General features: G+C 42.6%; 29 protein-coding genes. 2 read left to right on the forward strand and 27 right to left on the reverse strand.

Annotated features, from left to right (window positions below; genetic code table 11):
* Position 1: 1 nt before the first annotated feature.
* Positions 2 to 991 carry a tryptophan--tRNA ligase gene (gene trpS, locus ABFC84_07160; protein MEN6412526.1) on the reverse strand — a complete coding sequence of 330 codons (990 nt, stop codon included), beginning with the start codon at positions 989 to 991 and terminating at the stop codon, positions 2 to 4.
* A gap of 15 nt (positions 992 to 1006) precedes the next feature.
* Positions 1007 to 1627, reverse strand: a complete 621-nt coding sequence (locus tag ABFC84_07165; GenBank protein ID MEN6412527.1) for a site-2 protease family protein — start codon at positions 1625 to 1627, stop codon at positions 1007 to 1009.
* Positions 1628 to 1669: 42 nt separating this feature from the next.
* Here ABFC84_07165 and ABFC84_07170 point away from each other — a divergent pair, with 42 nt between their 5' ends.
* Entirely contained in the window at positions 1670 to 2590 is a 921-nt protein-coding gene (locus tag ABFC84_07170) for a DUF4363 family protein (protein MEN6412528.1), read from the forward strand.
* 39 nt (positions 2591 to 2629) lie between these two features.
* Here the strand turns inward: ABFC84_07170 and ABFC84_07175 are convergent, their stop codons facing one another.
* The 15 genes from ABFC84_07175 to ABFC84_07245 all read right to left on the reverse strand — a co-directional run bounded on the left by ABFC84_07175 (position 2630) and on the right by ABFC84_07245 (position 13646).
* Positions 2630 to 4132 carry a spore germination protein gene (locus tag ABFC84_07175; protein MEN6412529.1) on the reverse strand — a complete coding sequence of 501 codons (1503 nt, stop codon included), beginning with the start codon at positions 4130 to 4132 and terminating at the stop codon, positions 2630 to 2632.
* Positions 4098 to 4697 carry a stage V sporulation protein AE gene (locus ABFC84_07180; GenBank protein MEN6412530.1) on the reverse strand — a complete coding sequence of 200 codons (600 nt, stop codon included), beginning with the start codon at positions 4695 to 4697 and terminating at the stop codon, positions 4098 to 4100. The genes ABFC84_07175 and ABFC84_07180 overlap by 35 nt, the downstream gene beginning before the upstream one ends.
* Entirely contained in the window at positions 4697 to 5278 is a 582-nt protein-coding gene (locus tag ABFC84_07185; protein MEN6412531.1) for a hypothetical protein, read from the reverse strand. Before ABFC84_07185 ends, ABFC84_07180 begins: the two co-directional genes overlap by 1 nt.
* A complete protein-coding gene (locus tag ABFC84_07190) occupies positions 5275 to 5682 on the reverse strand; it encodes a hypothetical protein (protein ID MEN6412532.1) in 408 nt (135 codons plus the stop codon). Before ABFC84_07190 ends, ABFC84_07185 begins: the two co-directional genes overlap by 4 nt.
* Positions 5683 to 5686: 4 nt before the next feature.
* Positions 5687 to 6043: a stage V sporulation protein AE gene (gene spoVAE / locus ABFC84_07195; protein MEN6412533.1), complete on the reverse strand. Its 357-nt coding sequence runs from the start codon at positions 6041 to 6043 to the stop codon at positions 5687 to 5689.
* Between the two features lie 136 nt (positions 6044 to 6179).
* Positions 6180 to 6377, reverse strand: coding sequence for a dodecin family protein (locus tag ABFC84_07200; protein MEN6412534.1), 198 nt, complete (start codon positions 6375 to 6377; stop codon positions 6180 to 6182).
* A 66-nt stretch (positions 6378 to 6443) separates the two neighbouring features.
* Positions 6444 to 6617: a hypothetical protein gene (locus tag ABFC84_07205; GenBank protein ID MEN6412535.1), complete on the reverse strand. Its 174-nt coding sequence runs from the start codon at positions 6615 to 6617 to the stop codon at positions 6444 to 6446.
* Between the two features lie 68 nt (positions 6618 to 6685).
* Positions 6686 to 7420 (reverse strand): SigF/SigG family RNA polymerase sporulation sigma factor, encoded by a 735-nt coding sequence (locus ABFC84_07210; GenBank protein ID MEN6412536.1) that lies wholly within the window; start codon positions 7418 to 7420, stop codon positions 6686 to 6688.
* Positions 7421 to 7431: 11 nt separating this feature from the next.
* On the reverse strand, positions 7432 to 7866 hold the full coding sequence (spoIIAB, locus tag ABFC84_07215) for an anti-sigma F factor (GenBank protein ID MEN6412537.1): 435 nt from the start codon (positions 7864 to 7866) through the stop codon (positions 7432 to 7434).
* Positions 7867 to 7876: 10 nt separating this feature from the next.
* Complete coding sequence (spoIIAA, locus tag ABFC84_07220; GenBank protein MEN6412538.1) at positions 7877 to 8212, reverse strand: anti-sigma F factor antagonist; 336 nt, start codon at positions 8210 to 8212, stop codon at positions 7877 to 7879.
* A gap of 107 nt (positions 8213 to 8319) precedes the next feature.
* Entirely contained in the window at positions 8320 to 9480 is a 1161-nt protein-coding gene (locus tag ABFC84_07225; GenBank protein ID MEN6412539.1) for a D-alanyl-D-alanine carboxypeptidase family protein, read from the reverse strand.
* A gap of 96 nt (positions 9481 to 9576) precedes the next feature.
* The gene (locus ABFC84_07230) at positions 9577 to 10908 is read right to left on the reverse strand and encodes a thymidine phosphorylase (GenBank protein ID MEN6412540.1); all 1332 of its coding nucleotides are present in this window, start codon (positions 10906 to 10908) and stop codon (positions 9577 to 9579) included.
* 62 nt (positions 10909 to 10970) lie between these two features.
* Complete coding sequence (gene xerD, locus ABFC84_07235) at positions 10971 to 11858, reverse strand: site-specific tyrosine recombinase XerD (protein ID MEN6412541.1); 888 nt, start codon at positions 11856 to 11858, stop codon at positions 10971 to 10973.
* A 504-nt stretch (positions 11859 to 12362) separates the two neighbouring features.
* Entirely contained in the window at positions 12363 to 13007 is a 645-nt protein-coding gene (gene spoIIM, locus ABFC84_07240; GenBank protein MEN6412542.1) for a stage II sporulation protein M, read from the reverse strand.
* A 111-nt stretch (positions 13008 to 13118) separates the two neighbouring features.
* A complete protein-coding gene (locus ABFC84_07245) occupies positions 13119 to 13646 on the reverse strand; it encodes an NUDIX hydrolase (GenBank protein ID MEN6412543.1) in 528 nt (175 codons plus the stop codon).
* A gap of 64 nt (positions 13647 to 13710) precedes the next feature.
* On the opposite strand from ABFC84_07245, the gene ABFC84_07250 reads away from it, so the two are divergent.
* Positions 13711 to 13839, forward strand: coding sequence for a hypothetical protein (locus ABFC84_07250; protein ID MEN6412544.1), 129 nt, complete (start codon positions 13711 to 13713; stop codon positions 13837 to 13839).
* Between the two features lie 80 nt (positions 13840 to 13919).
* On the opposite strand, the gene spo0A is transcribed toward ABFC84_07250, so the two are convergent.
* From spo0A to xseA, 10 genes are all read right to left on the reverse strand, one after another.
* Positions 13920 to 14687 (reverse strand): sporulation transcription factor Spo0A, encoded by a 768-nt coding sequence (gene spo0A, locus ABFC84_07255; GenBank protein ID MEN6412545.1) that lies wholly within the window; start codon positions 14685 to 14687, stop codon positions 13920 to 13922.
* Positions 14688 to 14791: 104 nt separating this feature from the next.
* Positions 14792 to 16153 carry a SpoIVB peptidase gene (gene spoIVB / locus ABFC84_07260; protein MEN6412546.1) on the reverse strand — a complete coding sequence of 454 codons (1362 nt, stop codon included), beginning with the start codon at positions 16151 to 16153 and terminating at the stop codon, positions 14792 to 14794.
* Between the two features lie 160 nt (positions 16154 to 16313).
* Positions 16314 to 18032 carry a DNA repair protein RecN gene (gene recN / locus ABFC84_07265; GenBank protein ID MEN6412547.1) on the reverse strand — a complete coding sequence of 573 codons (1719 nt, stop codon included), beginning with the start codon at positions 18030 to 18032 and terminating at the stop codon, positions 16314 to 16316.
* A gap of 18 nt (positions 18033 to 18050) precedes the next feature.
* Positions 18051 to 18503: an arginine repressor gene (gene argR, locus ABFC84_07270; GenBank protein MEN6412548.1), complete on the reverse strand. Its 453-nt coding sequence runs from the start codon at positions 18501 to 18503 to the stop codon at positions 18051 to 18053.
* A gap of 92 nt (positions 18504 to 18595) precedes the next feature.
* Positions 18596 to 19465 (reverse strand): NAD(+)/NADH kinase, encoded by an 870-nt coding sequence (locus ABFC84_07275; protein ID MEN6412549.1) that lies wholly within the window; start codon positions 19463 to 19465, stop codon positions 18596 to 18598.
* 52 nt (positions 19466 to 19517) lie between these two features.
* Positions 19518 to 20318 carry a TlyA family RNA methyltransferase gene (locus ABFC84_07280; GenBank protein MEN6412550.1) on the reverse strand — a complete coding sequence of 267 codons (801 nt, stop codon included), beginning with the start codon at positions 20316 to 20318 and terminating at the stop codon, positions 19518 to 19520.
* 6 nt (positions 20319 to 20324) lie between these two features.
* Positions 20325 to 22211, reverse strand: a complete 1887-nt coding sequence (dxs, locus tag ABFC84_07285; protein MEN6412551.1) for a 1-deoxy-D-xylulose-5-phosphate synthase — start codon at positions 22209 to 22211, stop codon at positions 20325 to 20327.
* A gap of 38 nt (positions 22212 to 22249) precedes the next feature.
* Positions 22250 to 23128 (reverse strand): polyprenyl synthetase family protein, encoded by an 879-nt coding sequence (locus tag ABFC84_07290; protein ID MEN6412552.1) that lies wholly within the window; start codon positions 23126 to 23128, stop codon positions 22250 to 22252.
* The gene (gene xseB, locus ABFC84_07295) at positions 23128 to 23394 is read right to left on the reverse strand and encodes an exodeoxyribonuclease VII small subunit (GenBank protein MEN6412553.1); all 267 of its coding nucleotides are present in this window, start codon (positions 23392 to 23394) and stop codon (positions 23128 to 23130) included. Before xseB ends, ABFC84_07290 begins: the two co-directional genes overlap by 1 nt.
* A complete protein-coding gene (gene xseA / locus ABFC84_07300) occupies positions 23387 to 24595 on the reverse strand; it encodes an exodeoxyribonuclease VII large subunit (GenBank protein MEN6412554.1) in 1209 nt (402 codons plus the stop codon). Before xseA ends, xseB begins: the two co-directional genes overlap by 8 nt.
* Between the last annotated feature and the right edge of the window lie 89 nt (positions 24596 to 24684).

Below are 24684 nucleotides of genomic sequence, written 5' to 3' on the forward strand. Positions count from 1 at the left end.
CTCAGGACAAATTCATCGCCCGGCGTACTTCTTCCATCGTTCGACTTGCCACCTTGCGGGCCCGCTCGGCGCCATAGACCAGAATTTCCTGCACTCGCTGCGGCTTCGCTGCCAATGCCTTGCGGCGGTTATGTATGTCGGCTAAATCTGTCACCATTTTTTCTGCCAGACGTTTCTTGCATTCAACGCAGCCGATTTCCGCCTGCGTGCAGCAACTGGTAACGTTGTCCAAATCTTCTTTGCTAAAAATTTTATGAAAGGCATACACGGTACAAATATCAGGATGTCCCGGATCAGTCTTTTTCACCCGTTGAGGATCGGTTACCATCAAACGCACTCGGCCCCTCAACTCATCAGGACTGGCAGCAAAAGGAATTTCATTACCATAAGATTTGCTCATTTTTCGTCCATCAATACCCGGCAGCAAAGGTGCCTGGCTCAGAAAAGGCTTTGGTTCAGGGAATATCGGCTGATATAGGTTATTAAACCGTCTGAGTATTTCTCTGGTCAATTCCAGATGGGGAATTTGATCCTCACCTACCGGCACGGTATCTGCCTTATACAAAATAATATCAGCAGTCATAAGTTCGGGATATCCTAAAAAGCCATAGGTATTAATGTCCTTGCCTTGACTTCCCAGTTGCTGCAGCTTGTCTTTATAGGTGGGTACACGTTCCAGCCAAGACAAAGGCGTAATCATGGATAATAAAAGATGCAATTCGGCATGTTCTTTCACCTGGGATTGAACAAAAATTACATTGCGTTCCGGATCCAGTCCTGCGCTGAGCCAATCCAAAGCCATATTATGAATATTTTCGGGTATCTTGCTGGTGTTATCAAATGAAGATGTTAAAGCATGCCAATCCACAATAGAAAAAAAGCATTCATATTCATGCTGAAGCTTTACCCAGTTTTCCAGCGCACCTAAATAATTGCCCAGATGAAATCTTCCTGATGGCTGCATACCACTAAAAATTCGTCCCTTACTCATTGCGATCTCCTCCAACTAGAAAATTATCATAATAATTTTATTAATAATATAATACAACCCGTATTCAAACGGATACAGGATAGCACCGATGATACCGACATAAACTAACGCCATAAGGATAAACGGCCCATAAGGCTCCAAGCGCTGCAGTGCATATGCCTGGCGCCCGGGCAATAAACTCATTAGAATTTTTGAACCGTCAAGGGGAGGCAGCGGTACCAAATTAAAAACTGCCAAAATAATGTTATAGTCTCGGGTTAAGGCCAAAACATTCGACCAAAATCCCACAGACATATGCAGTTTGCTCATTATCCCTAACAGCAACGCCACTAATAGCGCCATCAGCACATTAGAAGCCGGTCCGGCTAAAGAAACCAGCAGCATTCCGTTGCGTGTGTTGTGAAAATTGTTAGGGTTTACCGGAACGGGTTTTGCCCAGCCAAATTTAAACAACCATAACATAATCAATCCTAAAGGATCAAGATGAGCGATTGGATTCAGTGTCAGCCTGCCCAAAACCCGGGGTGTTGGATCGCCAAGCCGCACCGCAGCTCTGGCATGAGCATATTCATGTACTGTCAATGCAATTAATAAAGCCGGAATACGGAAAATCATGTCCGGATCAAAACCAAACACTTTGTTGCCTCCTTTACTTCAAAACAACCCACATTTCCCATTTTGGCACAATCCAAGGCCCTGTGCAAGAACCGTATCCTCATTATACTAGAAAACTGTAAAAAAACAAAATTGGCCGCAGTCTGTATTTTTTTTATTACAACATCCCCTGGTACAGCCGGAACTAGAATAAATTCTATCAGCGCAACAAAAGATAGTGATAAAGGAGGAGAGAGCGTGTCAACTTGGAAGAGAAAAATTCAATATTGGGGTATAGCCTGTCTCATTCTATCGCTGTTATCCAGCGGATGCAGTATGTTGACCCCGGCTAAAAAACCAGAGGTCGGTCCTACCGGCGACCCGATAAGCGCAAAACCGAATCCCCCCTTTGCCGAAAGGTTTTGGTCTCCACCGGAAGAATTATATGACTTGGAAGCAACTGCAGGTGTAATATTTGACGGGCTCAGGACCGAACAATGGCCACAGGTGGAAAAAGGATTAAGCACGTTACAGACTACCTGGCTAGAAACCAGACTTTTGATTGGTGAAAAAAAAGGAGCGAAAGAGGCCGATGAAGCGCTGCAAAAATTATCAGCATCAGTTACAGAAAAAAGAGCACCAGAAGTCTATGAAAATCTCAATAGATTTATGGGAAGTATCAGTGAAATCGGCAAATCTTATAAACTTTCCCCGTTGTCGGATATTATTGCCGTAGGAAATGCAGTTCGCAATGTAAGCTTTTATGTGGAAGATAGGAATTGGTCTAAAGCAGCATCCAAAGCAAAAGAGTTGGATGATACTTGGGGACAAGTAAAACCCAGCATGGAAAAAGTGGGCATTTTAAACGAAATTACCAAAACCCATGTCTCAATTAAACAAATAAAAGATGCGGTAAACGCCGAAAACAAAGGAGCGTTTGAGGATCAGGCAGCCAATATAAATGAGAGCATGGGGCGAATCAGAGAGTTTTATCGAGGTAAATAAAGAATCCCGCTGAAACGGGATTCTTTATTTACCTCGATTTTATTTTTCCCTGCTATCATCGGGTTGATCTTTCAGCCGATCTTTATCCTGAGGTTTTAATACTGCCGGGCGAAGAACTTTCGTGGGAATTGGCAGCCTTAGTAATACGTCTTTTAGCGCACTAAAATTAAAAGGTAATGCCGGCCATAAATAGGGAACACCAAACGACCTAGTAAACAGCATAATTAAAAAAATTCCCACTAAACCAACTAGGAATCCGGGTAGTTTAAAAAACATAACTAATAGTAAGAGTATACCGCGAAATAATCGTATTGCCATGGAAAACTCCACACTCGGAGTCGCAAAAGCTCCCACTGCAGCTACTGCAGTATAAAAAATAGTTTCATTGCCAAACAAACCAACTTTTGTTGCAAACTCACCCAGCATGAATGCGCCGATAAAGCCAAGGGCGGTAGATTGAGCAGCCGGAACATGAACAGTCGCCATACGGACTAATTCTACGCCAAATTCGGCTAAGATAAACTGCAAACCAATAGGAATAATTCCAGGATCCTTCGGTCCTAAAAAAGCCAATGCTTCTGGTAACAAATGACGCTGCAGCACAACAGCTAGCCATAACGGAGGCAGTACTAACGAAAGCAGTACTCCCAACAATCGCACTAGCCGGAGATAAGAACCAATAAGTACATTTTGGTGAAATTCTTCCACATGCTGCACATGATGCCACAGAGTAGTGGGCAAAATCATAATATTGGGCGAAGTATCCACAACCAGGCAAAGGTGTCCTTCCAGTAAATGTACCGCAGCTACATCAGGCCGTTCGGTATAACGTACCTTCGGCAGCGGGTTCCACTTATTGCCGCCGACAATATATTCTTCAATTGCCTTTTCCGCCATGGGAACCCCATCAATATTAATATCATTTAAACGTTTTTTGACCATGTCGATAAGATGAGAATTCGTTATGTCTTTTATATAACAAACAGCAATGTCGGTTTGCGACCGAGTTCCAACTTTCACAATTTCAAACCGCAGATTCGGATCCCGCAACCGGCGACGAATTAGAGCAGTATTGAAGGGCAATGTTTCAACAAAGGAATCCCGTGAACCACGGGTTACTTTTTCGATATTTGATTCAGCCGGAGTTCTGGCCGGATAAGCTCTGGCATCGAATACGATCAGCTGAGTTTCGCCATCTATCAGAAACAGAAGCTCCCCTGATAGCAAACTCGTCACAGCGTCATTTAAGTTACTCATTAATTTAACCTGAGAGTGAGTAGCCCGGGTATAAAATAATTTCTGCAGTGTATTTACCGATATTTCTTCTTGGTGCAGAATCATCATGTCTTGAAAAACGTTGGTCAATAAAACATCATTGGTCATACCATTTATTGAAAACGATGCGGCTCGTTTGCGTCCTATCTTGTATTCGCGAAAAACAATATCAAAACTTTCACCTACTCCTAGTAAGCCCTTAAGATAATTAATATTTTTATCTAAATCCTTGTCAATCTTCTGCTCTGCCGTCATATTCAATGCCACTCCGTTTCAACACTTCCTCAATTGCTCGGCGCGTTATCGGCGCCCCCCGGGTTATATCATCAGCCCTATCCATTTTACCAATATCTCCAACTCCAATGATCACCGGCACATCCACGTTATTTAAGACATCTACCGTATCGCCTTTAATGAGCAGCTTGTCACCACACTTTTGTTTAGACTCTCCGTTTTTGTCTACTGCAACGTCAACTACATCACCGCAGCAGTCAATACAGGCATCGGCTTCCACACCATCAATGCCGGTAGTATTAGAAGCAACCGCGACTACTCCCAATACGTTAATATCAGGATGAGATGCTACATACTCCATGGCTGCTTCTCCTTTGCCCTTGTCCTTTCGCCCCCGGTCATCAAACATCACTAATACCGGATCATGATGTACAGTTTTCAATAATTTAACGATTTCATCACCGCTTATCGGCGTTGGGTTACCGGCAGAGGCGGAAATACAGCGTAATCCTAAAGATGTTGCTATATCTTCAACAACATGCTGCGCAACTCTATCGCCGTCGGTTATCATAATAACCCGTACTTTATCCGGCAACATTATTCACCTCCCAAATTTGAGGATTGATTCTCCTCACCCAATAAATTACTGATTTTATTGGCTATTTTTTCACTTTCACTAATAACCTGTTTTAGTTTTTGCAAACTGGCTTCCAATTCATTGGCCAATTCAAACTGGGCTTGAGCCAAGACCTGTGGTGCTGTTTGCACCGCTACGGTATTTTCTTGAGACTTTGTCTGCTTCTGTGATTGCTTCTGGGGTTGATCGGATGATTCCATAACCCCTTGCTGTAAATTACTTTTGCTATTCGAAGTTATTGCTTGTTGAGTAGCTGTTTGCTGAAATTTTTCCAACTGACTATTCAATTTTTGCAGCAGACATATTATTTCTTGATTATCCGCTGTTTTAAGGCTATCCTCGGTGATTTTTGCCTGAGCCTGAACAAACCCTTGTGCTATATCGGCAATCATTGTTTCTGCGTTGCACGAAGCGGCTGGATTCGATTCGGCAACTTGCGCCTTTTGGTCACTTACACTGGATTTTCCACCATGTTCTTCCGTTTCATTTGTTGGCCGGTTAAAGAAATTCATAGTCCGCCGTGAATTTCGTCTGATCATCATCCCACTCCTCCGCTAGAAAAAAAATACCACGCATTTACTGTGAATGAAATTACAGCAACCCGTAAATTTACTACAGCAAAAGGATACTGCAAAACTGACAGCGGATTCAAAACATCCTTTGCTTTTTCCAATTCGACTCCACCGGAAATAGAGCTAACAATAAAATTTGCCAATGTTCCACCCAAAACAATTAATTGTCCGATCATCACACCATCCGGACTCATGACCGCAGCCATGCCAAATGCTCCTGCTGCAACCAGAGAGTTAATTTGGCCATGCATAAAAATAGTCATTAAAACCTCACCTGCTTCCTGGATTAATGCTGCAATCATTACGAAATGCGGATAGCGCAGTCCAGTTAAACATATTGTCAATAGCAGCCCAACGACATCAATCGTTACCATACAGTCAACCTTTGGGATTAAATAATACAGACATGATAAAACCGAATACTACAGCTGCCATAATGCCAACCGATGTTGCCCGCAGTGCGCCGCTAAACAGCCCCCAAAAGCCAAATTTGTTTATATCTTCAATTGTTCCTGACACCAGGGAATGCCCAAATCCAAGCAGCGGTACAGTCGCCCCGGCACCGGCTAAATCAACTAGTGGCTGATATAAGCCAAATCCACTCAATATTCCACCGACAACAACAAATAAAACAAGTACATGGGCTGGGGTCAAAGGAGTTAAGTCCATAAGCAATTGACCAATGACACAGATTAATCCACCAATGATGAATGCCAGTATATAACCTTGCAACAAATTTTTCCCTACCTTTCAAAACAGCTCCGGTATTATAGCGGCCCGCTATTTTATTTTGACCACTGTAATAACAAATAATTCACCATAAGAGAAAAAGAGCGTCTTGGTTAGACGCTCTCTACTAGATTCCGGTTCATTAATGAACATGAAACGCAACTTTTACATCGGCTTTATATTCGGCTATATGTCCATTATCAATATTTGCCGTGAAGTTAGTTACTTCAACCCCGAGTATATCATCAATCGTTTTACTTGCTTCGATAACGGCACTGTCTACCGCATCAGTCCAATTATGACGTGATGTTCCCACCAATTCAATAACTTTTACAACCATAATTATATCCTCCTTATCATATGATGTGGACTCGTTTATAATGTGTACAATTTTTTATAAAAAATACTAGCAAACAATACCGCTGAAAATAGTAACCGGAAGCTTCTGAATATTATAAACCTGCTTGGCACGTACGGGAGATTTTTTAGGCCGCTCATCGCTGTAATATACCCAGGCAAGCGTGCTGACGGTAAGGATTACACTTAGCGTCAAAGCTGCAATAACTATTTTTTTATTCAATTCACGCTCACCTCTTTGCCGCTTATTATGCCCATTAAGGCAAAAAAAAATAGACCCCGAAATGTGAATTAGGAGGTCACCCAAAATTGCCTTATCTTTTTGAGAGCCTGTTTTTCGATTCGTGATACTTGTACTTGGGACAAACCAAGTAAGCTGGCAATCTCCGACTGAGTTTTATCTTCAAAAAAACGCAGTTGAATAATAATCCGTTCTTTATCCGGCAGGCGGAATAAAATTTCTTTTAAAGCCAATCTCTCAATATAAGAATTATCCTGCCCATCAGGGCATTTTATCTGGTCTAAAAGAAGTATAGGATCGCCGCCGTCATCGTGAAAAGCATGATCATATAAGGATGCCGGAGGTTGGATTGCTTCCAGCGCTGAAACAATTTCCTGAGGCGCTAATGCCAGTTCTTTTGCTACTTCGATTATAGTCGGTTCTCTCCCCAATATTCCCTGCAATTTTTCCTGAGTGCGATGTACCCGGTAAGCCAACTCTTTGACCGGGCGGCTTACCTTTATCGGATTATCATCGCGTATATAGCGGCGAATCTCGCCAATTATCATCGGGACAGCATAAGTGGAGAATTTTACGCTATATTTCAAATCAAATCGTTCTACTGCTTTCATTAACCCAATACTACCAATCTGAAATAAATCATCCCATTCATAACCTCGATTGCTAAACCGATGAACTATACTTCGTACCAAATTAAAATTACATTTGATTATTTCTTCTTTAGCTTTTTGACTGCCAGCCTGCGCTCTGGTTATCAGCTCTTTTAACGCTTCATCTCCAAGCATGGGCATCCCACCTAATGCTCAATTTCTATTTTGGAATTAATAACTTTCACCATGGTAACAGTTGTGCCGGCATCTAATTTAGATTGAATCTTCAACTCATCCATAAATGATTCCATAAAAACAAATCCCAGTCCCATGCGTTCCGGATCACTGGAATAGGAAGGCTGGCGCGCCAGTTCGATATCTTGAATTCCCTTACCGTAATCTACAATGCTATACTCAATTCTATTTTCCAATAAAGTCATATTAAGTTTGATAATGCCCAAATCATTTCCATAGCCATGAATGACTGCATTAGAAACAGCTTCCGATACAGCTACTTTTATTTCTTCAATCTCGCTTAGCGTCAGTTCTACCTGCGCTGCGAAGGCCGCCGCCGTCACTCTGGCAATGCCTACATTTTCGCTTAAGCTTTGGAAAGACATTTTAAGCTGATTTTTTACCATACTGTCCTCCTTATAAACACGCTAACGCTTCTGTTTCGGATGGGTATAACTTCATAATTTTAAAAAGCCCGGACAACTCGAAAATTTTTGCCACTTGAGGCTGAATATGAGCGGCCAGTATTTGTCCTCCTCGCAAACTGATCCGTTTGTAACGCCCTAAAATTACACCGAGCCCCGAACTGTCAATAAAGGTTACTCCGGCTAAACTTAATAGTATATTTTTTGCTCCACTGGTATCCAAATTTTGGTCGACTGTTCGGCGAAATTCATCCGCAGAATGCATATCCAATTCGCCTTCCACTCTCACTATTAAAACACCTTGTTTTAACAAAGTCCTAATTTGCAATTCGAGTCCCTCCTCGTCTTTTCTATATTATTCGCCAATAGGAAAATTTTTCCTTCTTATGGTATAAAAAAAGCGCAGCTTTTTTTCTGCGCCTGTTTTTGCTTATATTATCGGGACAATGTAAATAAACTCGAGATCATATTTTGGAATATTTTTATAAAACCGGCTTTTTCGATCGGTTTTTCTGCAATGAGATCTACCTTACCAAGTTCTTTACCATCTTTAATAGCCAGCAGTTCACCGCATTTTTGTCCTTGTTCTACCGGCGCCGTAATAGCCGAACGAACCGCTATCTTTTTCTGTATATTTTTAGTTTGTCCCTTACCAACTAATAGGTTTAAATCCCGGGCAGCAACCAATTGTACCTCTTGTTCCATTCCTTTATTTACCTTTAATCTTTCAACGACAGCACCTTCCTCCACTATTGGAACCGCTGAGTAATTTGCAAATCCCCAATCCATCAGTTTCATACTTTCCCGTAAATGCGACCGCGGCTCCGGTGTAGCAAATACAACAGCAATAAGCCGCAATCCATCCCGTTTTGCTGTTCCGGCAAAACAGTATTTTGCTTCTTCCGTCCAGCCGGTTTTCAATCCATCGGCTCCTTTGTACCACCAAAGCAGCTTGTTGGTATTCACCAGCCAATTCTTTCCTCCTCTTAGCCAATACTCTTTTATACTGCATAATTCCAAGTATAAAGGATGTCGGACGGCTTCCTGGGTGATGACAGCGGTATCATAAGCACTCATGTAATGGTCAGCGGTTGGTAATCCGTTTACATTTGCAAAATGGGTATCCTTTAGCTCTAAACTTTCTGCCCGCTTATTCATAGCCTCCACTGCAGCCTGCTCGCTGCCATAGATGTGTTCCATAATTGCCACTGCCGCATCGTTTGCACTTACGACTGAAACCGCTACTAACAACTCTTGTACTGTCATTTGTTCTCCCGGTTCCAACCAAATTTGCGAACCGCCCTGATGCCAGGCATTTTCGCTGGTAGAAACCTCATCGGTCAATTTAATTTTTCCCTGCTCCACTGCCTCAACCGCCATAAGCAGCGTCATTGACTTGGTTACACTGGCTGGCGGCAGCCGTTTGTGAGAATTTTTTTCATATAGAACAGTTCCATTCGCATCCATCAAGACTGCGGATTGAGCCACGGTATCCAGTGAAGCTGCGAAACCTTCCTTGTGATCACCAACACAAATCACTAGTATTGAGACGAATACAATATAAAACAGGATGGCAATACGACGCAATTGGCACATATAGAAACACGCTCCTTTCATCATTTTTTTTATGGTATCCAATATATAAAATGATTACACTGGAAAGTCCAAACAAAAAGACTGGCCGAAGCCAGTCTAACTAACGTATTCTTTAAATCCGTCATTATCTACCGTTCCTAAAATCAGCTTTGGTTTTTCACAATGAATACTTGAACAGGTAATTGCTTTGAGAATTCGCTGTCTGCTTTCCTGACCTTTAACAAGATCATTCGTATGAATAACCGCGAGCGGCTGACCTGCTCGTATAAAATCACCGATACGGCAGCGCATAATAATTCCGGCCGCTAAATCAATCCGCTGTCCTTTGTATTCCCGACCAGCCCCTAATACCATAGCAGAGTAACCAATTTGGGCTGTATCAATATGTTGAATATAACCCTCCTGCTCACTTTTAACATCTATTTTAAATGCGGCTTCAGGCAGCAATTCTTTTTTTGTTATGAGTTTCGGGTTTCCACCCTGCGAAACAATAAATTCTTGAAACTTATCAAGCGCTTTCTGATTTTCTATCAGCTCAAGAAGCAGTTTGTTAGCTACTATTATATTCGGCGCTTCTCCGGCCAAAACCAACATATGCGCACCTAACAGCAAGGAAACGCGGCGCAGTTCTTCCGGACCATGACCGGTAAGAACATCAATAGCTTCCTTAACCTCTAAACTGTTGCCGACCGCCAGTCCAAGCGGTTCTTCCATACTGGTAAGCACTGCCTTGGTTTCCCGTCCCACTAGGATGCCAATATCAACCATCGTTCGGGCCAGTTCAATGGCAACAGGCAAGTTTTTCATGAATGCACCGCTGCCAACTTTTACATCCAGCAAAATTTTATCGGCACCTGCCGCGATTTTTTTACTCATAATTGAAGAAGCAATCAACGGAATGCTCTCCACCGTTGAAGTCACATCCCGCAAAGCATAGATTTTGCCATCGGCGGGAGCAATGGCCGGACCTTGTCCGGTAATCGCCAAACTATGTTTTTTTACAGCATCAAGGAATTCATTTTTGTCAAGTTGAGTACGAAAACCCGGAATAGATTCCAGTTTATCAATTGTACCGCCAGTAAATCCCAAACCACGTCCGGACATTTTAGCAACAGGCACACCGGCTGCAGCCACTAACGGTGCTACAATCAACGTTGTCGTATCGGCAACACCGCCGGTACTGTGCTTATCAATCTTAATTCCGGCAATGGAACTTAAATCAACCATTTCACCGGATCGGGCCATGGCTATAGTTAGAGCAGCCGTTTCCTCCCGATTCATGCCTTGCAGAAATGTCGCCATCAGCCAGGCAGCCATTTGATAATCCGGGATTTCATCCTTGGTATATGCAGAAATAATATATTCGAGTTCTGCGGGAGTATGCGATAATCCTTCCCGCTTTTTACGGATAAGGTTGACCATTCGCATCATCATCACCTGCTATTTCCGGGAGTAACCCTTGTAAAAATTTTCTCAGTAATCAGATTATGTTATGCACGCGGATGCGCCTTATCATATACTTCTTTTAAATGATTTTTCGTCACATGTGTATAAATCTGAGTGGTGGATATATCCGCATGCCCCAGCATTTCTTGGACGGAACGGAGGTCGGCCCCATTTTCCAGCAGATGGGCGGCAAAAGAATGGCGAAGTGTATGCGGCGTAATATCTTTCGTAATATTCGCTTCCTGGGCATATTTTTTTATAATTTTCCAGAAGCCTTGTCTGGTTAGCCGATTGCCGTGATGATTGACAAACAGTGCCGCTTCTTCATAGGTGCGTACTAACTTTGTTCTGCCTTTATGGATATATTCCTGAACACATTTAACAGCAATTGAGCCAAGTGGAACAATCCGCTCCTTTGCCCCTTTACCATAACATTTTATATATCCCATATCCAGATTTACATCTGAAATATTGAGGGAAATTAACTCCGACACCCGAATGCCAGTAGCATATAACAATTCCAGCATTGCTTTATCCCGCATTCCCGCCGGCATAGACCCATTCGGCTGCTTTAAAAGCTCTTCTACTTCAGCAATAGAAAGAATTTTTGGCAGTTTTTTCTCCAGCTTGGGAGATTCTAAATTTGCCGCCGGATCTTTATCTAAATAGCGTTCCCTTACTAAATATTGATAGAAGGATTTAATAGCAGCAAGATTACGTGATATCGTGGAAACAGCTCGTCCTTTAGATTGGAGATTTGTCAAATAAGCAAGGATGGTGTTACGATTGGAATCCTTCAAAATTTCCATCTGACTATTTTGTAAATATGTTTGAAATTGACGCAAGTCTCTACCATATGATTCTAAGGTATTTTGGGCTAACCCACGCTCAACTGCGAGATAGTTAATAAATTCATTAACATAGCTTTCCATATTTACCACCCTTTTCCCGGAATTCCGGTCATAAAGTCATTATAATGCCTTGTACAGACACATAAGACTTTATCTAATTTTAATTCCACATTAAGTTATATATTTCCTTTCTTTACCTGTCAAAAAATATTAATTTTTGCATTTTTTTTGTAAAGTTTAAAATTATCATGTCAACCAACCTATAAATACCCGCAAGGGTTTCTCCAGCAGATTTTGGTCGCGAATCTTAATATCAGGAGTTTGTGTATGCCAAAATAAAGTAAGCAGTTTGGGTAAAATGTAAAAAATTATCATAGCTAATAATATTATTTTTATGTAAAGTTTAATCTTTTTTAGCAGCCGATGCCATGAAAATATAAATACCATCTACCCACCCCGCTTTCATATGCTTAACTTAATATCATACCTATTCACCTATCCACCGGTTTATTCACACAAAAACTATGAAATCTATTTTCTAGACAGAATAAATAGGACTGCAATCAAATGCAGCCCCTGCTCCAATTATCCTTTTACGAGTAAACCGGCGACCAATTTCATAAATACCGGGGAAATGTATACCTCCACTAATGCAGCGATAATCATTAGCAGCAGCATTAGTGCGCATAAAAACGAATATGCCAAAGATTCATACAGCAAGTTACTTTTTATATGAGTTTTACGCTTAACTAACATAAGAGAAAATGTAGTAGCAGAAACACTTGTTACCAATATAGCCGGAACGGCAAAAAAATTATGCGGCAAAACAGAAACTAGGGCAAATAAAAACCCTTTCATGATATACTCATTGACCAGAAAGCCGACGGTAAACCCAATAATAAATCCGCGGATAAACAAAATAAACAAAACAAAAGGAATCCCTACGATAGTAAAGCCTAATATCCACATGAGGGCAATCGTTTTGGCGTTATTAAATAGTACTGTTCCCAGCGCCAAAGACATATCACCTATTCCGTTGGAATTTTGAATTAACCCGTTAAAAAATATTCGTAGATAACTAATTAACTCTGTCTTTTGTTCAGCCGGCAATGTTTTAACCGCCAGTGCTCCCACTACCACTCCAATAATTAGAATCAATATCGTGAAAAAATAAGCCACTAAATTTGCCCGAAAATAACTAGCAAAATTTTGGCGAAAATAAGCTAGCATACATTGTTCCTCCCCATTTATACCTTTTACAATGTATGCCGAATCCACTATCTTTATACCAGTTTTGTCCCGGATCATATTAACTGTTTATCTTGTCGCTATGTTAGCATATCATAAACCTGCCATTAGCAGACCTAGTATTGTTTTTGCATCCGTAATGAGCCCATCATGAATCATCGCCTTAATTTTACTGCGTGAATATGTTTCCACCTTAATAAATTCATCTTCATCGGGACATACTTCAGCCAATTTCATATTTAACGCCAAATATAGATGAATCACCTCATTACTAAAGCCCGGTGTGGTATAAATAGCGGTTAATTTTTTAATAGTGCCGGCAATATATCCCGTTTCTTCCTTTAGTTCTCTCCGGGCGCACTCATCAGGATCTTCTTCCGGTTCCAGCTTTCCGGCTGGAATTTCCAATAAAATTTTACCAATAGGATAGCGGTATTGCCTTACAAGCACTATACAGCCGTCCTCTAATATCGGAACAACGGCAACAGCACCTGGATGATGCACCACCTCACGCGTAGCTTCTTTGCCGTTAGGAAGTTGAACAGTATCACAAACAAGATTTAAAATTTTACCATTAAATATGCTGTTTGAACGTATAAATTTTTCTGTTAATCCATCCAATCTTTTAACCTCCTGGAATATTTTGTGGTATACCTACATATCTTACCTCCGGGGAGGAATATCCATGCAGATTGTTACTCAACGCAATAGTATCATTTTTTCTGGTAAAATCAAAGAGCTGCAGCAGCAATTATCGTTGCTGCAAACGAAATATACAACGGTAAAAGATATGATTCATCATTGTCTTAAATGAATCACGCCGCCTTACCCGGTCAGCTACGTTAATCATAAAAATCCCCCCTGCGTCCTAGAGGATACAGGGGGATGTTCGTTTCACGCACGCATCTCCATTCTAAGTTTATCGGCAATCATGGCCATAAACTCAGAATTGGTAGGCTTGCCCTTCTCCAATTTTATTGTATAACCAAATATCCGGTTGATCATTTCCATGTTACCGCGACTCCAAGCAACCTCAATCGCATGACGAATTGCGCGTTCCACCCGGCTTGGCGTCGTTGAATACTTTTCGGCGATCATCGGATACAATACTTTGGTCACGGCCCCCAGCAATTCGATTTCGGCAATAATCATCAGAATAGCATCCCGTAAATATTGATAGCCTTTAATATGAGCGGGAATTCCGATTTCCCGAATGATATTGGTTACTTCTACATCCACTGGACGAGCTTTTATTGCTTGAGCCACCATCGGCCGCTGGGATGTAATGGTGTTTGCCAGCTGTCGAATTCGGCTGACTAAAACATCCATATTGAAAGGTTTTAAAATATAATAATCAGCACCTAATTCCACAACCCGCTGGGTAATGCTCTCTTGGCCAAATGCGGTTAACATAATAACTTTAGGTCTTTTACCGCCCATAACATTAACCCGTTCCAATACGCCAATTCCGTCAAGATGGGGCATAATAATATCCAAAATTACAACATCAGGCTGTTTTTCCTCAATAATAGTAACAATTTCTTCTCCGTTGAAGGCAGTTCCGACCAAATCAATATCGGCTTGCTGCATAAGATATTCCTGCATAATCCCTACGAACTCGCGATTGTCATCGGCAATTGCCAATTTAATTGTATCTTTCATGAATAACATCCTCTCCCTATATTTTATACGATAAAAATACAATTCGACAAGTGCGCGTCAGTTCCTTCCTTGTTTGGAAAAAAAATCCATTATATTTAAAATTTTTATCCTGCTTTTTCCAAAAACAAACAGCTAGAAACTGCAAAAAGTTTTTTGGCTGTTTGTTTTTCTTTTTTCGGAATAATTCCGCTTTCCATAAGCATCCAATCAATAAAACACCCATAGCCTTTCGTCGGATCATGGACAAACACATGAGTAACGGCGCCAATAATTTTTCCATTTTGAATTATAGGGCTGCCGCTCATTCCTTGTACAATACCGCCTGTCTTTTCCATCAACCGGGAATCCGTTATTTTTATGACCATTCCTTTCCCTTCGGGAATATCCTGCAAATTAATTTTTTGAATTTCAATGGCAAAGCTCTCTATTTTCTGTCCATCAACAACAGTTAACATCTCTGCGGCTCCTGTCTGAACCTGGTTCATCGACGCAATAGGAATACCTTCCGAATACAATCCATTTGACAGATTATTACTTAACTGACCGTATATACCAAAGGGAGTGTTTTTTTTGATATCGCCTACTAACTGATCTTCTTCAATAAACATACCAATTTTTTCACCCGGTTGTCCACGTTTTCCTTGCTGAATTCCGGATACAGTTGCCAATACAATTTTACCCTGGTCGCAATCGATGGGTTGGTTTGTATCACTATCGGTAATAATATGCCCTAAGGCGCCATATGTTCTTGATTTAGGCTCATAAAAAGTCAGTGTTCCAACTCCCGCTGCGCTGTCTCTTACGAATAGCCCAATCCTGAAACGTTTAGTGTCATTACACAAAACCGGAGCCAAAGTAATATGAACCTGGTCTTCGCCCCGTTTCAATAATAAATCCAGAGAACGGTTATCTTTACCACTGGAGTCAATAATTTCAGCGACCTGACCGTCACTTTGAACCGGGGTTCCGTTGATACTGAGAATCACGTCGCCGATATTGATCCCGGCATTTTTTGCCGGTGTTGCATATTGTCCGTCTGCCATTTGTACCGGTGAATTGCCAACCACGATAACTCCGTGGGAATGAAGCATTACACCAATGGAATGCCCGCCGGGAATTAGAGTAATTGGCGGAATAACGTCTACTTCTACAGTACGAATCGGCACTAGCCCCAATAATTTAAATTCAACGATAGCCTTGCCAATTTTAACAGGTTCCAAAGCTACCGGCCGGGATAAAACAGAAGCAGGCGTATAGGACTGTAGGCGTATGCTTTGCTCATGATCCGGATGACTCATAGTAACCGTTAAAGGAAGGCTTACCGTAAATAAAGCCGACTCACCCTCCATAATACGCATGTGAGGCGGCAAGCTATAAATATGGCGAAACTGTGGTGAAAGACAAAATGCAATAATGAGTATCGCAATAAAAATTCCGCTAAAGGATCGCCGGTTAATGCTTGCCATGAATTCATCACCACTCCCTGCTTCAACATTTATGCTGCACTGATAAACTGCTCGCGAAATTAAAGATTCCCGTTTTTTTTCGGGATTATTCCGGGGAAAATACTATTAATTGTCTTTGCTATCTATTTCAGCTGTTTTTAAGCATAAAATAAGCGCAAGCTCATGCTTGCGCTTTATTTTTCCATATTTCTTTTTTTTGTTTTGCTGCTTTCAGCATATCCGCTGCATTTTCGACAGCCGCCTTGGTCATTAAATCGCCGGAAATCATACGGGTGATTTCCCTTAATCGCTCCGGTTCAGACAATATTCGCACCGTAGTATTTGTTCGATTCTTATCGGTTATTTTTTCAATATAAAGGTGACTGTCAGCCATGCAGGCGATTTGCGGTAAATGAGTGATACATAATACCTGCTTGCTGCCTGCCACGATGGCGATTTTCTCAGCTATCATCTGTGCCGTCTGTCCCCCGACACCGGCATCAATCTCGTCAAAAATAATAACTCCGACAGGATCCCTGTGCGTGCTAACTGTTTTTACGGCAAGAGCAATCCTTGACAATTCGCCGCCGGAAGCAACTTTCTGCAATGGTTTGGGAACCTCGCCGGCATTGGCGGAAAACAAGATCGTTACCTCATTACGCCCGTTGTTGTCAAAATCTTTTTTTTGTGTTACGACAAACAGAATGGTTGCTTTTGGCATACCCAGATCAATCAATTGATTACAAATACCAGCCGCTATTTGAGGTGCAGCTTGCAGACGAATACGGCTGAGTTCATCGGCTAAAGCAGTCATTTCTCTTTCTAATTCCGCTCGTTTATGGCTCATTTCGGCAAAATGCTCATCGAAATTAACCATTGTCTCGATTTGCGTCATACACTGATTATAATAATTTATTATATCGGCTATCGTTGCACCGTATTTTTTCCTCAATTTATATATTACATCCATACGCCTTTGCAGCTGACTCAATCTTGCTGGATCAAAATTCGTTGACTCGCAATAATCACGTAATTCCAGATTTACATCTTCAATTTGATATAAAGCATTCTCTACCGCCGTTAATTGGGGCTGAAGCCGGGAATCGTAACGTACAGCCATTTCCAGCTGGTTTTTTACTTCCGCCAGAGAGGTTGTTACGCCGATATGCCCGGTATTTTCTTGGCTTAATAAGTCATAAGCCCGACTGGCCGCATTGGCAATTTTTTCTGCATGCGTTAAGAACTGAATTTCCCGCTCCAATTCTACATCTTCGTCCTCTTTCAATTCCGCTGCGGCAATTTCCCGGGTCTGCCAATTTAACATATCCAATCGCTGCGCTCGTTCACGAGATTGTTTTTCCGTGAGTGACATCTCCTGACACAGTTTTGACCAGTTCCGGTAAACATCGCGGTATTTTGCCAGTAGATCGTCAATATGAGAATCAAAAGAATCCAGCAGATTCAAGTGCGAATCCGGCCGCAGTAAAGCCTGATTTTCATGCTGACCATGCATGTCCACTAATTTTTCACCAACTAAGCGTAAATAGGCCAAGGTAACGTGACAACCGTTCATTAAAATTAAATTTTTCCCGCTACGCGACAGACGGCGGCTAATAATCAGTGCACCATCTTCATCCAATAGAATACCTTGTTCTGCCAACATATCCTGTATACCATTCAGCCGGGGAAAATCGAAAACAGCTTCTACACGAAAAAAGTCAGTACCAGTACGAATATAATCCAAAGACGCCCGATTACCGAGAATCATACTGAGAGCATCAATGAGAATAGACTTTCCTGCCCCTGTTTCACCGGTCATAATATTCAAGCCCTCTGAAAATTCAATACACACCTGTTCAATTAATGCAAAATTAGTCACATTCAAAGATCGCAGCATCATAATCCTCTCCTACTGCCGTTATTGTAATAGGGACTGAAGTTTTGCAATCACCTGGGTTACAGCCTCCATAGGCTTCACAATGACTAAGATATTGTCATCGCCGGCAACTGTGCCAATAATCTCCGGCCATTTTGCATAATCAACCGTTGAAGCCACGGCCTGGGCTGTGCCTGGTAAAGTCTTCAAGACAATAATGTTCTGACTATAATCAATAGCGATTACTGAATCCCGGAACATTCTTTCCATGCGGGACGGAGAAAACATTACGCTTTGCTCCAGGGGAAAAGCATAACGTGATCTTCCGTCTCCGGTAGGAACCTTGATGAGCCTTAGTTCTTTGATATCCCGGGAAACAGTGGCCTGGGTAACTCTAATTCCTTTTTTTCGCAAGGACTCGGCTAATTCCTCCTGCGTCTCGACAATGCTATGCTCCACAATTTCTTTGATTTTAGCGTGACGCAATATCTTCACGCACTTCACTCCTAACTTTTTCTATTCAATTCAATATAAAGCCGTTGCAGTAAGCCAGCTCGGCTAATAAATGATGAGCCTATATTACCGCATTAAACGTTTGCATGTAAATCATCCCGCCACAGTTTCAACCGTAGGCTGCGATAATAGCTTTTATCATTAAACCGAAGAAATTGAGCTTGTGACGCTGACCGTCTCACCCGTACCTCGTCGCCAGGCAGCAATTTTTGAATCACCTGTCCATCCACTGTGAGAACGATATCCTCCTGGGCGATTGGTAAATTAATAGTTACTTCTTCATCGGCCGAAATAATCATCGGCCTGGCATGAAGCGTATGGGGACAAATTGGTGTAAGCAGCATCACATCCAGTTCCGGATTGACGATAGGACCGCCTGCCGACAGCGAATATCCGGTAGAGCCGGTGGGAGTAGCAGCAATCAGTCCATCGGCCCAGTAATCAGCTGCCGGCTCACCGCCAACCAACAAACGTAATTTTATCATCCGGGAGAATCCGGCTTTGGTTACAACTACATCGTTAACCGCCGAAGATACATAAATATTTTTTGAATTTCTGACCACTAAGGCATCCAGCATGACTCGTTTCTCAACACAATAATCGCCATGGATAATTTTCTCTAAAGCACATTCTGCCTGGGACAATTCCGCTTGAGTCAAAAATCCCAATTGCCCCATGTTAATCCCAAAAGCCGGAATGCCGGACGGAGCAATTTTTCTTATCGTACTCAATAATGTGCCATCACCACCTAAAGTAATCGCCACATCAATATGATCTTTCATAAACTCTATGGTACCGGATAAATCCGGGTAATTCAATACTTTAGCGGTCTGCTCCGGCAGAAGGATCGCAATTTTCTTTTTCTTACAATATCCGACCATCCAATCGATCACGGAGCCGACATTTTTTTTACTAATATTGGGAAATATTCCAATTGTTAACACCGTTATTCCTCCCATTAGCCACCCATTCACCCGCTAACCGGCAGTAATACAACTACAGATGACTATGCGCCGCTTGCACAACTGATTCGATCACCTGTCCGTTAACTATCGGCTCAGCGGCAGAATTTAAAAGATACAGCAGATATTCAATATTTCCTTCCGGCCCTTTTATGGGTGAAAAAGTCAGTCCCATGGGGGCAAGTCCAATTCTCCTGGCCATATCGACAATTTTTACAATCACTTCCTGATGCACCAGAGGATCGCGGACAACACCCTTCTTTCCCACTTTTTCTCTTCCGGCCTCAAATTGTGGCTTGATCAATGCCACAACTTCACCGGGAACTGCCAATAAAGTTTTCACTACAGGCAGAACTTTTTCCAGTGAAATAAACGCCACATCAATAGAAATAAAATGAAGGGATTCGCCGATATCTGCTAAAGAAATATGGCGGATATTTGTTCTCTCCATGTTAATCACCCGCGCGTCGGTACGCAGCGACCAGGCTAATTGGCCATAACCGACATCTATTGCATAAACCTTAGCTGCTCCGTTTTGCAGAGCGCAGTCGGTAAAACCTCCTGTAGAGGCTCCAATATCAGCCATTACCTTATTTTCAAGGCGAATAGAAAAAGTTTTTAGCGCTTTTGCTAACTTCAGCCCCCCCCTGCTGACATAGCCAATACTGTCTCCGGCCACACGGATATTGGCCTGAGAAGGAACCATTGAACCGGCTTTATCGATTCTCTGACCATTAACAAGCACCGTTCCGGCCATAATCCACGCTTTAGCCCGTTCACGACTTGGCGCTAATCCTTTGCTGACTAATAATGTATCAAGACGTTCTTTATTCATATAAAATCACCGCGCTCCAAACTGTCGTAAAAAGGCAATAGTACGATCAGCAATGCCGACAGCATCTAATTGATATTTTTGTAATAATTCAGCCCTTTTCCCATGCTCGATAAACTGATCCGGGAGTCCCAAGCGCAATAGCTTAACCCAGCTATATTGCTGGCTGTTTATATATTCCATAACGGCAGAACCAAAGCCGCCGGCTAAGACATTGTCTTCCACGGTGATCATAACGCTTCCGTCCCGGGCTAAATTCCGCAGCATTTGTTCATCAAGGGGTTTAACAAAACGAGCATTGACTACTCCGGCCTCAATTCCCTGCTGTGCCAGCAGTTCACTGGCTGTCAAGCAGGATTGAACCATTGCGCCGACTGCGAAAAAGACTACATCCTTGCCCTGCTTTAATTCTTCCGCTGTTCCAATTGCTAGTTTATGCATTGGTTCTGCGGTAGATACTCCCACCCCGCTGCCGCGGGGATAGCGAATAGCAACAGGTCCATTCATCCCGACAGCGGTAAACAGCATATGTCGCAGCTCATTTTCATCTTTTGGCGCCATAAGAACCATATTGGGTATATGCCGTAAATAGCTGAAGTCAAAAACTCCATGATGTGTCGGACCATCTTCTCCCACAATTCCCGCCCGATCAAGGGCAAAAATTACCGGTAACTGCTGAAGACAGACATCATGCACAATTTGATCATAACCTCGCTGTCCAAAAGTTGAATACAAGGCAACTACCGGCTTTTTCCCCTGTGTCGCCAAGCCTGCCGCCAGCGTAATGGCATGCTGTTCAGCAATCCCCACATCAAAAAAGCGCTGAGGAAACTTATCGCCAAATTGCTTCAGCCCGGTACCTTCCGGCATAGCAGCTGTAATTCCCACAATATTGGCATTCCGCTGGGCTAATTCGATCAATGCATTGCTGAAAACAGCTGTATAAGACGGCCGTTTATCGCTTTTTATTATTTCACCGGATTCAATGCAAAAAGGACCTACTCCATGGAATTTATTTGCATTGCATTCTGCCGGCAGATAACCTTTCCCTTTACGGGTCAAAGCGTGAATCAACACCGGCCCCTGCATATTTTTTGCTTTTTCAAACATATCCGTCAAAACTTGAAGATTATGTCCGTCAATTGGACCAATATAGGTAAAACCTAGTTCTTCAAACAGCATTCCGGGAACCAGCAGATAACGTAAACTGTCTTTCACCCGTTCCACCGCTCTCGCTACGCTGTCGCCAATTGCCGGAATCCGTTTGAGCAAAAATTCAATATCTCGTTTTACTTTGGTATATGTGGGCGCCGTCCGCATTTTCGATAAATATTCCGACATGGCGCCAACATTTTTTGAAATAGACATTTCGTTATCATTTACGATAACGATTAAGTGGGTACCCAAATCGCCGGCATGATTTAAAGCTTCAAAGGCTTGTCCGCCGGTCAGTGATCCGTCGCCGATAATTGCCAGAACCTGATGCTTGCCGCCCGACATATCCCGTGCAATCGACATACCCAGCGCTGCTGAAATCGAAGTGCTGGAATGCCCGGTGCCAAAAACGTCGTGTATACTTTCCGAGTGCTTGGGAAAACCGCTTAAACCGCCAAATTGCCTGAGTGTTGAAAATTGTTCCCGTCTGCCGGTGAGAATTTTGTGAACATAGGCCTGATGGCCTACATCCCAAACAAATTTATCCCGTGGACTGTCAAAGATCTTATGCAGTGCAAGTGTTAACTCCACCACACCCAAATTTGACGCCAGATGGCCCCCGGTCTTCGCTACAGTATGAATGAGAAACTCACGAATCTCCCCGGCCAGTTCTCCCAGTTGTTCCAGGGAAAGATTCTTTATATCCTGCGGTTTATTAATCGTATCGAGAAATTTATTCAACCAAGTTCCTCCTCTTTAACAGCTGTCCATGAAAATAATCAGCGATCCCGCGAAATCAAATATTTAACAAACGCACGCAACATATCTGCCTCACCGCCAAAATCAACTAAAGCAGCCAAAGCATTTTGTACTGCCTGTTGTGCCAGCTGCTGCGCAGTAGGCAAAGAATACAATGTAACATAAGTTGCTTTGTGGTTTCTGATATCGCTGCCCACCGGTTTGCCGATTTTTTCCTGAGTTCCGATGACATCAAGGATATCATCGGTAATTTGAAATGCCAGTCCGAATTCTTCGGCATAGCGGGTAAGTTGATCCACTTGTTGCGGCGTTGCACCGGCTAACATCGCTCCACCCCGAATGGCGGCACGAAACAATGCGCCTGTTTTCGCCTGATGCATAAACTGCAAAGCAGGTAAATCCAATGATTTCCCTGCAGATTTTAGATCAATAGCCTGTCCGCCCACCATACCGGCAGGACCGGCAGCGACGCTGATTTCCCGAATTACCGGTAAAAGAGCCGCCGGCGCTACGCCTGTTTGAGACAACATGACCTCAAAAGCTGCCGTTAATAAAGCATCTCCCGCCAAAACAGCCATGCCTTCGCCAAAAACCTTGTGATTGGTCAATTTGCCGCGTCTATAATCATCATTATCCATGGCCGGCAAATCATCGTGAATGAGTGAATAAGTATGTATCATCTCCAGCCCGCAGGCCATGTTGATGAATAAATTTCCGTTTCCCCCTACTGCATCGGCAGAAGCCATTAACAATACCGGCCGCAATCGTTTTCCCCCGGCAAACAGGCTGTAGCGCATCGCCTCAAAAATAATATCAAGATATTTTTGCTCCCGGGGAATAAACTTTGCCAATGCAGCATCAATTATTTTTCCCTTATCCTGGCAATATTCTTTTAACATCATTCACCCTCCTGTGTCTGCAATGGCTTTTCAATTATTTTTCCCTGTCGTTCTTGAATAATTTTATCAATTTGTTTCTCGGCTGCATTTAATTTATGTATACAGACTTGTGAAAGTTCAACGCCTTCGGAAAATTGAGCCAGTGAATCCTCTAATGGCAGTTCTCCCTGCTCTAATTGTTTCACAATATCCTCCAACTGAGCCAGAGCGGTCTCAAAACTCAATTCGTTCTTGTTTTCCGGTGATAACTTTTTAGCTTTAACCACGTTCTTCCTCCCTCTTCTGCAACACTTCTACCGTAATGGCGCCTTTATAAAGCACCACTTCCAGCTTTTGGCCGATATTGATATCGTTATAGGTTCGTATAATTCTGCCATCCTGATTGCGCAGTACACTATATCCTCGTGACAGTACCGCCAGCGGACTAAGTATAGCCAGTTTTTCCGCAGCAATCGTAAAGATATGTTTCGCATCCCTGATTTTATACTGCAAGGCTTGTTCCAGCCGCTGCCTGGAATTATCCAGAAGCTGTTGTTTCGCGGTTAGCAAATCAGCAGGATGAGTCATTACCCGGCTGCTGCTGTATTGTTCCAACCGAAGCCGCATTTTTTTGATTACGTTAAGAATATTCGCTTCCAGCATATTACGCATTGACTGCACATAACGATATAATTCACGGGCATCCGGAATTACAATTTCCGCTGCCTGAGATGGTGTCGCCGCCCGGATGTCGGCGGCAAAATCAGTCAAAGTAAAATCCGTTTGGTGTCCGACTGCCGAAACGACAGGCACATCCGATTCAGCAACTGCCCGCACCACTATTTCCTCATTAAAGGCCCACAATTCTTCCAGCGAACCGCCACCGCGCCCCACAATAATAACATCAATCCCGCCGCGATTATTCAATACTTTAATGGCCTGAGCAATTTGCCGCGGCGCTTCCGCTCCCTGTACCTGAACAGGGAATAAAATTAAAGGAACACCGGAAAATCGACGTTTGGAAACGGTAATAATATCTTTGACGGCGGCACCGGTGGGGGATGTGATAATTCCCACTGCTTTTGGCAAAAGCGGCAGCTTTTTTTTTCGTTCTTCGGCAAATAGTCCTTCCCGGCTGAGTTTTTCTTTTAATTGAGCAAAAGCCAGACTCAGTTCGCCGACACCTTGCGGTACTAAATTATCAACATATAACTGATACTGACCATCCCGTTCAAACACCGTTATTCGTCCACCGGCCAATACCTTAAGCCCATCCTGTGGCTCAAACTTCAGAAATTGTGCCCGGCTCTTAAACATTACCGCCCGAATTGTAGCGTTATTATCTTTTAAGGTGAAATAACAGTGACCGGAATGATGCTGCTTGAAGTTTGATACCTCCCCTTTTACAAACACCGAGACTAATTTTAGATCATGATCAAATAAGTTTTTTATGTAGGCAGTCACTTGACTAACGCTGAAGATACTCAAAAGAATCACCTTTATCTATTAATATACATATCTTGACTCTCTATTACCAACTTATTTACCAGTGGTTAACTGATAATTTATACTCTTCG

The organism is Veillonellales bacterium, assembly GCA_039680175.1.
Taxonomy (GTDB): Bacteria; Bacillota; Negativicutes; order JAAYSF01; family JAAYSF01; genus JBDKTO01.

Coding starts and splice junctions, on each gene's coding strand:
- trpS (MEN6412526.1), bottom strand. CDS start 991: ATGAGTAAGGGACGAATTTTTAGTGGTATGCAGCCATCAGGAAGATTT.
- ABFC84_07180 (MEN6412530.1), bottom strand. CDS start 4,697: ATGTTGCCGGATAAAGTACGGGTTATTATGATAACCGACGGCGATAGA.
- ABFC84_07185 (MEN6412531.1), bottom strand. CDS start 5,278: ATGATGATCAGACGAAATTCACGGCGGACTATGAATTTCTTTAACCGG.
- ABFC84_07190 (MEN6412532.1), bottom strand. CDS start 5,682: ATGGTAACGATTGATGTCGTTGGGCTGCTATTGACAATATGTTTAACT.
- ABFC84_07200 (MEN6412534.1), bottom strand. CDS start 6,377: ATGGTTGTAAAAGTTATTGAATTGGTGGGAACATCACGTCATAATTGG.
- ABFC84_07210 (MEN6412536.1), bottom strand. CDS start 7,420: ATGCTTGGAGATGAAGCGTTAAAAGAGCTGATAACCAGAGCGCAGGCT.
- spoIIAB (MEN6412537.1), bottom strand. CDS start 7,866: ATGGTAAAAAATCAGCTTAAAATGTCTTTCCAAAGCTTAAGCGAAAAT.
- ABFC84_07225 (MEN6412539.1), bottom strand. CDS start 9,480: ATGTGCCAATTGCGTCGTATTGCCATCCTGTTTTATATTGTATTCGTC.
- ABFC84_07230 (MEN6412540.1), bottom strand. CDS start 10,908: ATGCGAATGGTCAACCTTATCCGTAAAAAGCGGGAAGGATTATCGCAT.
- xerD (MEN6412541.1), bottom strand. CDS start 11,858: ATGGAAAGCTATGTTAATGAATTTATTAACTATCTCGCAGTTGAGCGT.
- spoIIM (MEN6412542.1), bottom strand. CDS start 13,007: ATGCTAGCTTATTTTCGCCAAAATTTTGCTAGTTATTTTCGGGCAAAT.
- ABFC84_07250 (MEN6412544.1), top strand. CDS start 13,711: ATGCAGATTGTTACTCAACGCAATAGTATCATTTTTTCTGGTAAAATC.
- spo0A (MEN6412545.1), bottom strand. CDS start 14,687: ATGAAAGATACAATTAAATTGGCAATTGCCGATGACAATCGCGAGTTC.
- spoIVB (MEN6412546.1), bottom strand. CDS start 16,153: ATGGCAAGCATTAACCGGCGATCCTTTAGCGGAATTTTTATTGCGATA.
- recN (MEN6412547.1), bottom strand. CDS start 18,032: ATGATGCTGCGATCTTTGAATGTGACTAATTTTGCATTAATTGAACAG.
- ABFC84_07280 (MEN6412550.1), bottom strand. CDS start 20,318: ATGAATAAAGAACGTCTTGATACATTATTAGTCAGCAAAGGATTAGCG.
- ABFC84_07290 (MEN6412552.1), bottom strand. CDS start 23,128: ATGTTAAAAGAATATTGCCAGGATAAGGGAAAAATAATTGATGCTGCA.